This is a genomic window from Pseudomonas sp. SWRI179 (genome assembly GCF_014268705.1).
Taxonomy (GTDB): Bacteria; Pseudomonadota; Gammaproteobacteria; order Pseudomonadales; family Pseudomonadaceae; genus Aquipseudomonas; species Aquipseudomonas zanjanensis.
On record NZ_JABWRA010000055.1, the window covers coordinates 1 to 12538 of the forward strand.

At 61.8% G+C, this 12538-nt stretch carries 7 protein-coding genes and 3 pseudogenes; 3 read left to right on the top strand and 7 right to left on the bottom strand.

Features of this window, described 5'->3' with window-relative positions:
• Window positions 1–366: 366 nt before the first annotated feature.
• From HU767_RS24240 to HU767_RS28965, 4 genes and pseudogenes are all read right to left on the bottom strand, one after another.
• On the bottom strand, window positions 367–4254 hold the full coding sequence (locus HU767_RS24240; protein ID WP_346343479.1) for a putative Ig domain-containing protein: 3888 nt from the start codon (window positions 4252–4254) through the stop codon (window positions 367–369).
• Window positions 4231–4383: pseudogene (locus tag HU767_RS29205) on the bottom strand (hypothetical protein); the annotation flags it as partial. The gene HU767_RS24240 and the pseudogene HU767_RS29205, both read right to left, overlap by 24 nt.
• Window positions 4384–4612: 229 nt before the next feature.
• A pseudogene (locus tag HU767_RS28960) lies at window positions 4613–4792 on the bottom strand (hypothetical protein); the annotation flags it as partial.
• Between the two features lie 122 nt (window positions 4793–4914).
• Window positions 4915–5979: pseudogene (locus HU767_RS28965) on the bottom strand (glycosyl hydrolase family 28-related protein); the annotation flags it as partial.
• A gap of 418 nt (window positions 5980–6397) precedes the next feature.
• On the opposite strand from HU767_RS28965, the gene HU767_RS24245 reads away from it, so the two are divergent.
• The 3 genes from HU767_RS24245 (at window position 6398) to hemN (ending at window position 9696) form a co-directional block, all read left to right on the top strand.
• Window positions 6398–6841: a hypothetical protein gene (locus HU767_RS24245; protein ID WP_186710294.1), complete on the top strand. Its 444-nt coding sequence runs from the start codon at window positions 6398–6400 to the stop codon at window positions 6839–6841.
• A gap of 96 nt (window positions 6842–6937) precedes the next feature.
• The gene (locus tag HU767_RS24250; protein ID WP_186710295.1) at window positions 6938–8311 is read left to right on the top strand and encodes a coproporphyrinogen III oxidase; all 1374 of its coding nucleotides are present in this window, start codon (window positions 6938–6940) and stop codon (window positions 8309–8311) included.
• Window positions 8308–9696: an oxygen-independent coproporphyrinogen III oxidase gene (gene hemN, locus HU767_RS24255; protein ID WP_186730657.1), complete on the top strand. Its 1389-nt coding sequence runs from the start codon at window positions 8308–8310 to the stop codon at window positions 9694–9696. The genes HU767_RS24250 and hemN overlap by 4 nt, the downstream gene beginning before the upstream one ends.
• A 206-nt stretch (window positions 9697–9902) precedes the next feature.
• Here the strand turns inward: hemN and HU767_RS24260 are convergent, their stop codons facing one another.
• The 3 genes from HU767_RS24260 to HU767_RS24270 all read right to left on the bottom strand — a co-directional run bounded on the left by HU767_RS24260 (window position 9903) and on the right by HU767_RS24270 (window position 12448).
• Entirely contained in the window at window positions 9903–10109 is a 207-nt protein-coding gene (locus HU767_RS24260; protein ID WP_186710299.1) for a hypothetical protein, read from the bottom strand.
• A gap of 6 nt (window positions 10110–10115) precedes the next feature.
• Window positions 10116–11540, bottom strand: coding sequence for an AdeC/AdeK/OprM family multidrug efflux complex outer membrane factor (gene adeC / locus HU767_RS24265; protein WP_186730658.1), 1425 nt, complete (start codon window positions 11538–11540; stop codon window positions 10116–10118).
• An 83-nt stretch (window positions 11541–11623) separates the two neighbouring features.
• Window positions 11624–12448 carry a helix-turn-helix transcriptional regulator gene (locus tag HU767_RS24270; protein WP_186710304.1) on the bottom strand — a complete coding sequence of 275 codons (825 nt, stop codon included), beginning with the start codon at window positions 12446–12448 and terminating at the stop codon, window positions 11624–11626.
• Window positions 12449–12538 lie beyond the last annotated feature (90 nt).

Sequence of the window (12538 nt, forward strand, 5' to 3'; positions counted from 1 at the left end):
GTACCGACGCCTTCGCGAGCAAGCCCGCTCCCACAGTTTGATCTGCGGTTGACCTGGATTTTCCTGGCATCACAAAGTCCCTGTGGGAGCGAGCCTGCTCGCGAAAGCGGTGTGTCAGTCAACATCCCTGTTGGATGTACCGACGCCTTCGCGAGCAGGCTCGCTCCCACATTTTTGATCTGTGGTTGACCTGGATTTTCCTGGCATCACAAAGTCCCTGTGGGAGCGAGCTTGCTCGCGAAAGCGGTGTGTCAGTCAACATCCCTGTTGGATGTACCGACGCCTTCGCGAGCAAGCCCGCTCCCACAGTTCTGGTCTGTGGTTGTCTTGGGTTTTTCAGCTCAAGCCCCCCGGAGGGGGCTTGGGTCAGGCAGTGAAGTCGCTGGCGTGCAGCTCCTTGACGCCGACCAGTTCGAATTCGAACTCGGGGGTGGCGTCGGCGTTAGTACTGCCGGAGAGGATGCCATCGACGAAGCGCAACTGGCCGGTGGCATTGCTGGCGTCGAAGGCGTTACTGCCGATGAACGTGAAGGCATCGACCCCGGCGGTCAGTGGGTTGGCGTCCAGGTCGGTGAGGTCCAACTTGTCGAACTCGGCACTCTTGAAACCACTGATCACATCGCGCAAAGCCCCGACGCCCATGTCCGACAGCGCACCAAACGCGTAGGTGTCCGCGCCGGTGCCGCCGGTGAGGTTGTCGGTGCCTGCGCCGCCGATCAAGCGGTCATCGCCCGAACCGCCCACCAACGTATCGTTGCCGGCCCCGCCGTCGAGGACGTTTGCCGCACTGTTCCCCGACAGCGTGTCGGCGGAGGCGCTGCCTTCCAGGTTCTCGATGAATTTCAAGGTGTCGAGCCCGGAGCCCACGGTGTTCTGCTGCGCCGACGTCGAGAGGTTGACGGTCACGCCGGACAGTGCCCGTTCATAGCTCGCCGTATCCATGCCATCGCGTCCATCCAGGACATTGTTGCCGGCACTGGCGAACAACGTATTGTCCAAGGCGTTGCCGGTGCCATTGGCGGCGCCGGGGCTATCGACATACAAGTTCTCGACGTTACTGCCCAAGGTGTAGGCCGCCAGGCTGCTGTGCACGCTGTCGATCCCGCCGGTCACTGCGTTGGTGCTGGTCTCGATCACGCTGTCGTCGGCATTGTCGACAAAATACGTGTCGTTGCCATCGCCGCCGCTCATGCTGTCGGCCCCGGCGGCGCCGTCGATCACGTTGTTGGCGACATTGCCAGTGATGAAGTTGCGCCGTTCGTTGCCGGTGCCGTCGATGTCCGACACGCCGGTGAGCACCAGGTTCTCGAGATTGGCCCCCAGCGTCCAACTGACCGAGGCTTGCACCGTATCGATCTGCGCGGTCGAGGTGTTGGTTTCCACCACGCTGTCGAACGCATTGTCGACCACGTAGATGTCGTTGCCATCGCCACCGGTCAAGGTGTCGGCGCCCAAGTCGCCATCCAGGGTGTCGTTGCCCGCACTGCCCACCAGGGTGTCGTCCTGGTCGGTGCCGGCGATCATCCCGCCCTGGTTCTGGCCTTTGTTGAAGATGTCCTGCACGCTGTTATTGTCGTCGGGGTTGCCCTGGAAGCCGAGGTCATTGGCAATGTAGTCCGCCAGGCGTTGGCCGACGATCTCCGCCGATTCCTCGTGCAGGTGCCAGACGTCATCGGGATACACCAGCGGATCGACTTCATAGCGCAACGGCAGGTCGGTGTAGTCCACCGCCAGCTTGACGTCGGCGCGTTCGGCGGCCATGGCCTCCTGGGCGGCGCGGACATAACCGACGCCCTCGACGATGGCGGCGATTTTCTCTTCCGAATAACCCCGGGCCCGGGCCGCGTCCTCTGAGTAATGACCGGTTTCCATCAGGTACACGCTGAAGTTGCCGAACTGGGCATGCAGGTAGTCGAATACCTTCAAGGTCGCGGCCTTGTACGCCGCCGCCGCTGCGGCCTTGTCCGTGGCACGGGCGATTTCCTGGGCGGCTTCTTCACCCTGGCCCCAGATGATGCCCATGGTGACGTTATCGATCGACTGCAGTTCGGTGCGCTGGTCGCGCAGCAATGTCACCGCGCGCAACAGTGCCGCCCCGGGTTGGTTGGTGTCGGTCAACCACCAGCACAGCTTGAGTTCCTCGGCGCTGAGGGTGGACAGGCCGTTGACCGTGCTACCGCCCACCGCGATGTCGATGCCGTTGCCATCGGCATCGTTGAACTGGCTGCGCACGTCGTAGGTGGTGTAGCGGTTGAGGTCGTTGACCAGCATCGAAGTGCCGGATTGATCATCGTCCTCGCTCATGCGCAACAGACGTGCGTTGGATTGACCCAGGGTTGGCAGGTAGAGAATATCCTGCTGGGCGCGCTCGGCGAAGACGAAGTCGTTGGCGGTAAGGGTGTTTAGGTAGTTGCCGTTGAGGGCGATCTCGAAGCGATTGCCATCGGCGTCGGCTTCGGCGGACTTGACGTAGGTCTTGTCGCCGGCGGCGTTGAGAGTCATGTACAAGGTGCTGTTGGTGCCGTCGCCGAGACCAAGAAAACCCAACCCGGAGACGTCGATTTTGTCGACGCCGGCTGTGAAATCGTAAATCGTGTCGGTGGCCGTGACACCGCCGGTGTCGTAGTCGCGGTAGCTGTCGGACAGGTTGCTGTAGCGAAACGTGTCGGCGCCATCACCGCCGTACAGCGAGTCGCGTCCGGCACCGCCATCGACGATATCCGCACCGGTGCCGGCCTTGATCGTGTCGTTGCCGCCAAGGCCGAGGATCAGGTCGGCGCCCGTCGTGCCATTGAGTGTCTCGGCATTGGCGGTGCCAGTGATGGTGTTGGCGGGCGCATCGGCGACCACCAGGGTGAAGTTGTCGCTGACCGAGGCGCCTGACGGATCGGTGGCCTTGACCAAGACGTCGTAGTTGCCCGCCGCGGTACTGGTGGGCGTGCCGCTGAAGGTCAGGTTGGTGGCATTGAAACTCAGCCAGGCGGGCAGGGCGTTGCCGTTGGCGAGGGTTGCGGTGTAGGTCAGCACATCCTGGTTGGCGTCGCTGAAGCTGTTGCTGGCCACGGTGTATTTGAACGGCGTGCTTTCACTGGCGTTCTGGTCCAGGAGCGGGGTGACCACCACGGGCGCCACATTGGTGGGGGTGCCTTGGTCGGCGAAGACGAAGTGACTGGCCGTCAGGCTGCTGACGAAGTTGCCCGCCATGGAAATCTCGAACCGATTGCCGTTGGCATCCACCGTCAGGTCCTTGAGGTAGGTGCGGTTGGTCGACGAACTGTAGGTGACCTGCAGGGTACCGTTGAGCCCGTTGCCCAAGCCCGTATAGCCGAGCGCGGAAACGTCGATCTTGTCGGCGGCCACGTCGAAGTCAAGGATCTGGTCGCTGGCGCTGGTGGAACTGGTGCGATAGCTGTCGAGCTTGGAGGTATAGCGGAACACATCGGCGCCCGTGCCACCGGTGAGCTTGTCGACCCCGGTGCCGCCGACCAGGATATCGTTGCCGGCGCCGCCATTGAGGGTGTCGTTGCCCGCGCCACCGAACAGTTGCTCATTGGCAGCGGTGCCGGTCAGCGTGTCGTTGTTCGGTGTTCCATTAATCACAATGGCGGCGGGGACGTCCTGCACGGCGAGGGTAAAACTGTCGCTGACGGTGGCGTTGCTGCCATCGGTCGCGGTGACCTGGATCGAGTAGGTGCCCGATGCCGTATCGGGTGGCGTGCCGTTGAAGGTGCGGGTGGCCGCATCGAAGGTCAGCCAACTGGGCAGGGCGCTGCCATTGGCGAGCCTGGCGGTGTAGCTGAGGCTGTCGTTGTCCGGATCGGTGAAGCTGGTGGCCGGCACCACGTAGTTGAACGGGGTGTTTTCGGTGGCGTTCTGGTCCAGCAACGGCGTGGCCAGCACGGGCGCCTGGTTGGTCGGCGAGGAGGTGGCGAAGACGAAGTTGGCGCTGGTCAGGGTGTTGAGGTAATTACCGTCCAGGGCCACCTCGAAGCGGTTGCCGTTGGCGTCGGCCTCCAGGGATTTGATGTAGGTCTTGGTGCCGGCGCTGTTGAGCACCAGGTACACGGTGTTGTTCTTGCCATCTCCCAGGCCGGTGAAGCCCATGGCCGAGAGATCGATTTTGTCGGCGCCGATGTTGAAGTCAGTGATCAGGTCGCCGAGATTGGCGCCGCCGGTGTTGTAGTTGCGGTAGCTGTCCAGGCGATTGGCGAACACAAAAGTGTCCGCGCCCGTGCCGCCGGTGAGGGTGTCCATGCCGGCACCACCGTCGAGCTTGTCGTCGCCGGCGCCGCCACTGAGGCTGTCGTTGCCCGCCAGGCCGAGCAGGGTGTCGGCCGCATCGCTGCCCAACAGCGAGTCGCTGCCGCTGGTGCCGGTGATCACCCGGTTGAAGATGAAGTTATTGGCGGTCAGGGTGCTGGCGAGGTTGCCCGTGAGGATCAGCTCGAAGCGGTTGCCGCTGGCGTCGGCGTCGAAGTCCTTGATGTAGGTGCGGTTGTTGCTGGCGCTGTAGCTGACTTGCAGGGTGCCGCCGCGACCGTTGCCCAGGCCGGTGAAACCGAGGCCGGCGAGGTCGATCTTGTCCTGGGTGACGTCGAAATCGGTGATGGTGTCATCGAAGCTTGTCGTCGCGTTGCGGTAACTGTCCGACTGCGCGACGAACCGGAACGTATCGGCGCCGGTACCGCCGGTGAGTTTGTCGATGCCCGCGCCGCCTACCAGGATGTCGCTTCCGGCCCCGGCGTTGAGAGTGTCGTTGCCTGCCGCGCCATAGAAAATCTCGCTGGCGCTGGTGCCCGTCAGGATGTCGTTGCCCGCCGTACCTTGCACGGTCGTCATTGGCACCGTGGCGCTGACGTAGCTGCCGTCGCCGTAGACCAGCGTGGCGCCCTTGCTCGTGTGGCTGATGGTGTTGGCGATGATGGCGTTGCGGTCGGTGCCGTCTTCATTGCGCTCGGCGACACCGTAGGTCGACAGGTCGCTGCCGCTGATAATGTTGCCCTGGATGAGGTTGTCGCTGCCGTTGAAATACTTGCCGGACACGCCCAGGGTATCGTCGTAGGACTGGATGATGATTTCCGGTACGGCGCCGCCCAGGGAATTGTTGTTGAGCGTGTTGTCGATGACCTCGACGTGGTTGCTGCCGTAGATGCGGATCCCGGCGCTGGCGTTGTCGTGGATGTCGACGCCGGTGACGGTCACTTCGCTGGAGAGCTTGACCAGCACGCCTTCGGCGCCGTTGCCATACACCTCGCCGCCGGTGATGGTGATGTTGCTGGGGGAGGGGATGTCCTCGCTGCCGCGCTGGACCACGATGCCATTGCCACCGTTGTCGTAGGCGACGTTATTAGTCAGGGTGAAATCGTGGGTGCTGGTGACGACGTTGAAACCGTGGCGGTCGTTGTTGTAGGCAATGTTGTTTTCGAAGGTGCTGTCGCTGAGGAAGTCGGCGACGAAGCCGTCCAGGCCGTTGCCGTGGGACACGCTGTTCTTGATGACCATGTTGACGGTCTGCTCGTGGGGGTCGAAACCGTACCCGGAGCAATCCTTGATCTCGACGCTGTCGAGGGTGACGTTGGAATCGTAGCCTTCTTCGCCGGGGATATAGCCGTTGAACCAGCCATCGACCTTGCCGGTGGTGCTGTCGCGGTTGCCGTCGATGGTGAGGTTGCTCACGCCGAAATCATGGGTTTCTTCACCATAGGCCGAGCGGATGATGCCGGTGATCTTGGTGTCGGAACCATCGGCCAGCTTGACCGTGGTGTCGCCCATGCCGTCGCCGTACAGGTAGACGTTGCTCTTGAGCATCAGGCAGCCATCGGAAGGTTCCTCGCCCCCCGAAACGATGTACGTACCGGTGGGCATGTACACCTGGCCTCCGCCGGCCGCGGCCGCCGCATCAATCGCACTTTGGATGGCTGCCGTGTCGTCGGTGATGCCATCTCCTTTGGCGCCAAAATTTTGTACGTTGAAAATCATGAGCTTATCTCCGTATCAGGCTTAAACCTCGGTAGACGCCAACATTCCATCGACGACCTCGGTGTTATGACCCAACGGAACGCAAAAGTTGTGACCGCATATCGGGGAAAGTGTCAAAAAGCTGGAGTAACTGATCAGCGGTATTGCCGGGATGAGCAAAAGCAACGTTCCGTTGACGCTTCAAGGCCGAACGATACCCCCTGTGGGAGCGGGCTTGCTCGCGAAAGCGGTGTGTCAGTCACGATGATGTCGACTGATTCGCCGCCTTCGCGAGCAAGCCCGCTCCCACAGGTTCTCCCCCACAGGTTCTGTGGTGACTGATGGGAATTTCCTTGATTGGCATCAACCCCTCTTCCAGGACCACGGGATAACCTCGAATAAACCATCGCCCCGTTGAAGAGGGCGACCGAGGACGCTCATGAGTTATCCGCTGCTTCTGACCTTGCACCTGTTTGCCGCGCTGGTGTTCATCGGCACGGTGTTCTTCGAAGTCCTGTTCCTGGAGAGCATCCGCAAGCAACTGCCCGCCAAGGTCATGGTGCTGCTGGAGCAAGGCATCAGCCAACGCGCCCGGCAGTTGATGCCGTGGGTACTGCTGGTGTTGTTCGGCGCGGGCGGCGGCATGGTCTGGTTGCGATACTGGCCGGCGTTGTCGTCGCCGTTGCAATCGTCCTTCGGTGTGCTGCTGGGCCTGAAGATCCTGTTGGCGGGCAGCGTGCTGGGGCATTTCCTCTGGGCGATGTGGTTGTTCCGCAGCGGGCGCATGAACGCCCGCTACGTGCACATCATCCATGTCAGCGTGTTCCTGCACATGGTCGCGATCGTGCTGCTGGCCAAGGCCATGTTCTACGTCACCTGGTAAGCGCTGGTGGCGTGGTTCCAAGGCGCTTGATACAGGTCAAGGTGGCCCGACGGGTTACCCCGCAAACTGCTCGCGCACCGCCACTCGGAGATTGTCATGTTCGACCCGTTCCATACCCTCGGTGAACGACCCTCGGGACGTGCCCCGGTGGTGGCTGATTTCGATTGTCCGGTCGGCACGCGCAGGTTCCATGCCGGTATCGGCTCCCTCGACCTGCTTCGAGGATTACGTACCAGCCGCCAGAAACGACGGCCCCTGTCCCTGGCGGTGCACCTGCCTTCGCGCTTGCGTCTGGCGTCGTGTTCGCCCCTGGCCAGCGACTGCCGATGCGGCGAGATCGAGGGCTATCTGCAACGCCTGGCCTATGAAATGGGCTTGGTCGGTTGCCACCTGGGGGCCGGGCGGCGCGTCGAGCAGTTTTGCCTGACGGGCGGCACACCGGTGATCGCGCATCTGCAGAAGCTGATGAGTGACCTGCGCAAACGCTTCGACTTCTGCGAGTTCGACGGTGCCGACCACAGTATCGAGGTGGACCTGCATCACACCGACTGGTCGACCATGGGCCTGATCCGTGACCAGGGTTTCACCCATGTCAGCATCGGCGTGCCCGACATTGGCGTTGACAGCGATCTATCGGTCGATTGCTACCAGAACCCGGCGCCGATCCATTCATTGATCGATGCGGCACGCACGTTTGGTTTTCGCTCCATCAACATCGACTTGGGCTACGGCCACGCCTGGCAGACACCGGACAGTTTCGCCCTGAAACTGGCGACGCTGATCGAACTGGAGCCGGACCGGTTGCACGTTTTCGACTACGCCCGCGCGCCTTATCGTTATCGCTCGAAGAACGCCGGGCTGGCCGGAACCTTTTGCAGCCCCGCCGACAAGGACGCCATGCGGCGCATCTGTTGCGAACAGTTGATCGGTGCCGGTTATCACTACATCGGCCTGGGCCAGTTCGTCAGGGCCGACGATGACCTGGCGGTGGCTCAGGAACATGGACGCTTGCACCGCAATTGCCAGGGTTTTACCCGTCACGGTTGCTGTGATCACGTGGGCTTCGGCTTGTCGGCCATCACGCAGATCGAGCACCTGTACGTACAGAACACCGACGACCTGCTTCTCTATTGCCAGCAACTGGACGCCGGGCAATTACCGGTGTGTCGTGGCTGGCGTTGTGAGGCGCAGGACCAGGTCAGGGCGAGCGTGACCGAACAGCTGTCCTGTGACCTGGAGTTGGATATACAAGCCATCGAGGCGCGCTTCGGCCTGGTGTTTCGCGAGCACTTCGCGTCCGCCTGGCCGTTGCTGGAAGCGTTGCATGACCAGGGATTGATCGAACTGTCGAGCCGATTCATCGGCATCCTGCCCGCCGGGCGATTGAATGTGGACGCGATCTGCAACCTGTTCGACCCGGCACCGGATGACGCAAGCCCACACGCTTTTGAAAAGTTGACCCCCTCATGAAAACTGCCTCCGGTTTCAATCGTGCCCTGGTGGAGAAATACGACCGCCCGGGACCGCGCTACACCTCTTATCCGACGGCCCCGCAGTTCCACCAGGCCTTTGCCATGGACGAATACCGCCAGGCCGCCCAGCGCAGCCACCAGGCGCCACAGCCAAAGCCGTTGTCGGTGTACATCCACATTCCGTTCTGCCAGAGCCTTTGTTATTACTGCGCATGCAACAAGATCATCACCCGCAAGACCCATCGCGCCGCCGAATACCTGACTTACCTCAAGCGTGAAATAGCCTTGCAAGCGGCGTTGTTCGACCGCTCGCGCAAATTGACCCAGCTGCATTTAGGTGGCGGCACGCCGACTTACCTGACCCATGAGCAACTGGCTGACCTGATGGACTGCCTGCACCAGGCGTTCGATATGGACGACAGCGACGCCCACGAGTTTTCCATCGAGGTCGACCCACGGACCATCGATGCAGAGCAGATCCAAGGCCTGCGCCAGCTGGGCTTCAATCGCCTGAGCTTCGGCGTCCAGGACTTCGACGCCCAAGTGCAGATCGCGGTCAATCGGGTGCAAAGCGAAGCCCAGGTCGTCGAGCTGGTGGAGGCCGCGCGCCGGGCGCACTTCAAGTCCGTCAGCGTCGATCTGATCTATGGCCTGCCGTTGCAGACCATCGCCAGTTTCGACGTCACCTTGAGCAAGATCATCGCCCTGCGTCCGGATCGGATCGCGGCCTACAGCTACGCCCACCTGCCGCAACGGGTGCGGGCGCAACGGATGATCCGCCCGCAAGACATGCCACCGCCCGAGCGCAAGCTGGAACTGCTGGAGCTGACCATCAATCGCTTGACCGAAGCGGGCTATGTCTACATCGGCATGGACCACTTCGCCTTGCCGGATGACGAACTGGTGCGCGCTCGCGCCCAGGGGACCCTGCAGCGCAATTTCCAGGGCTACTCAACCCACGCCGATTGCGACCTGATTGGCCTGGGCGTGTCGTCGATCGGCAAGGTGGGTGACAGCTACAACCAGAACGTCAAGGAGCTTTCCCAGTATTACGCCTGGTTGGATCAAGGCCTGCTGCCCGTGCAGCGCGGCTATCGGCTGAGCGACGATGACCGGCTGCGGCGCGAGGTCATCAGCGAACTGATGTGCCATGGGCGCATCGACTTCGGTCGGATCGACCGCGAACACGGCATCCGATTCGGCGAATACTTCGCCGATGCCCTGGACCGGCTCCAGGAGCTGGTGCGCGACGGGTTGCTGGACATCCGTGACGACGAGCTGGTGTTGTTGCCCCAAGGCCAATTGATGATGCGCAACGTCGCCATGGCATTCGACGCGTACCTGGGGGCGGACCAGATGGTCCAGTATTCGCGCACGGTCTGAAGCCCGAACTGCTTTTGTGGCGAGGGAGCTTGCTCCCGCTGGGCTGCGCAGCAGCCCCAAGGAAGCTAGCCACAATCAACCTGAAACACCGCGATGGCTGTTTTGGGGGCTGCTGCGCAGCCCAGCGGGAGCAAGCTCCCTCGCCACCAAAGCTCCCTTGCCACAAAAAGGAGCCTTGCCACAAAAAGGAGCCTCGCTACGGGCTCCTACGACCGTTCGGTATCCGGGTTGCTGGAGGCCGGGATCAGGTCGCGCGTCGCGTAGAAGCCCTGCACCAGGCGATTCTTGGCCCGGTACTCACACAGGAGCAGCAAGGTATCCGGCATCTGGGAAATGGACGACGAATGCTTGACCACCATCGTCTTGCCGCCCGAGCGTAAGCGCACCAGTGTCCCAGGTTCGAATGTGCCCATTTGCAGTCACCTCATCGTCACGTTGCTTGTGCGTTCTACCCAACCCCCGCCGAGGGCCTTGTACAGGTTGACTTCGGCGAGCAGCTGCGACAGCCGGTCGACAATCAGGGTTTGCCGGGCGCTGAACAGCGAGCGTTGGGCATCGAGGAACGTCAGGCTGCTATCCACGCCGATGCGATAGCGCCGTTCCGCCAGGCGGTAGTAGTCCTGGTTGGCTTGCACCAGGTCGCGCTGGGCGATCAATTGGTCTTTATAGGTCTTGCGTGCCGCCAGGCCGTCGGACACTTCCTGGAAGGCGGTCTGGATGGCTTTCTCGTATTGCGCCACGCGGATGTCTTTCTGGATTTTCGAGTAGTCCAGGCTCGCCCGAAGGCTGCCGGCGTTGAAAATCGGCAGGTTGATCTGCGGTTGAAACAGCCAGCCGCCCGACCCGCCCTTGAACAGCCCGGACAGTTCGTTGCTGGAGCTGCCCGCGTTGGCGGTCAGGCTGATGCTCGGGAAAAACGCGGCACGGGCCGCGCCGATGTTGGCATTGGCCGATTGCAACAGGTACTCGGCCCCAAGGATGTCCGGTCGGCGTTGCAGCAAGTCCGAAGGCAGGCCCGCCGGTACTTCGCTGAGCAGGTCCGAGGCCAGTGGGCGGCCGGGCAGGTCATCGGCGACCGAAGTGCCCACCAGCAGCGTGAGGTTGTTGAGGTCCTGGGCGACCTGGCGCTGGAACTTGGCCAGGCTGGCCCTGGCGCTTTCCACCGATGTTCGCGATTGACTCAGGTTCAAGGCCGATGCGGTGCCGACCTGGTTACTGCGTTCGGTCAGGCGCAGGCTTTGCTCGTAGGACTGGAGCGTGTCCTGGGTCAACGCCAGCAGTTCCTGATCGGCACGCCAGGTCAGGTAGGCGCTGGCGACGCTGGCCACCAGGCTCAATTGGCTGCTGCGCCGGGCTTCTTCACTGGACAGGTAAATCAGCGATGCCTGGTCACTGAGGCTGCGGATGCGCCCGAACAGGTCCAGCTCATAAGCGCTGATCCCCAATGTCGCCGAATACGAACGACTGATGGCGGCGTCACCGGTTCCGGTGAGGCTGGCCGGCAGGCGCTGGCTTGAGCCGGTGCCGTTGGCACTGATTGCCGGGAAGAGGTCCGCCCGCTGGATCCGATACTGCGCCTGATACGCCTCGACGTTCAGCGCCGCGACCCGCAAGTCGCGGTTGTTGGCCAGCGCGCTTTCGATGAGTTGTTGCAGCACCGGGTCCTGGAACAGGTCGCGCCAACCCTGTTCGGCGGCCAGGGGCCCCGACAAGGCCGGGGCGTAGGCCGACGTCTGCGGATACTGCCCGGCGACCGGTGTGTCGGGACGTTGGTAGTCCGGGATAAGCGAACAACCGCCCAACATGAATGCCGCGGCTGCCAGTGGACTCAAGAGTTTATGCATCGACCTGTTATCTCATCGTGGTGCCTGGCCAGGCACCGCAGGCGCCGGCAGGCGGGTTCTGGCGGGCCGTTCGCGGCGAGCCGTCATGAGCCGATCATCCATTTCGCCAGCCCATGCCGGCCACTCACGCCCAGCTTGGCGGCGGCACGCTTGAGGTAGGTTTCGATGGAACTGTTCTTGACCTGCAACTTTTCGGCGATCTCCGGCACGGTGCCTCCGGCCAGCAGGCCCAGGCAGACCTCTTTTTCCCGCACGGAAAGGGTGACGTCGCACGGACTCAATCGATCATTGAAGTCACGTTGCAGTTGGGTCTGTTCGGCGCTATCGAGCGGATGGCTCGCGGCGCTGCCAGGGGTTTTGAAGCATTGGCGATTGAGGTGCGCATGACGCTCGGCCAGCGGCAGCAGCGTTTCGGAAAGGTACTTCAGAAAGGACAGTTCCTGGAGGGAAAAGTCGCGCTGTACCTGAGGGCGTTGCAACGAGATCACACAGCGACGGTTGGCCTTGCGTGAAATCAGAATGCACTGGTGGGAGGTGCCGAGGCAGTCGTTGCCTCTTTCGTCCTTCATGCGTGCATTCAAATGGATCAGCAGGGCGTCATCCACCTCCAGTACCCTTTTTACCAAGGGGTGATCATTGCGCTGTATCGCCGTGGTGGGGCAGGGGGATTGCATGTGCAGGTTTTTTTCCGCACCCGCATACCCCAACAGTTGTACATCGAGGACATTCGACTGGGTGTCGTCGGCTGTCCATTCACTCAATTCGAGCCGACTGACAGGCACCGTTGTTTCGATCATCTGGTGCATGTTGGTCAAGAAGCTCTCGTGTCCGACACTTGAAATCAGCTTTCCTAGCTCTACGTAGAGGTGCGATTTTTCTGCACCCTCGATATACGCATGTCGATTCATAATCCTTATTTCCTGCTTACTCGAAAAAGCTCCGCATCGCTGATTGTTGACGGAAAAAATCCGACCGCTTCCAAAATGCTGAAGCTTCTT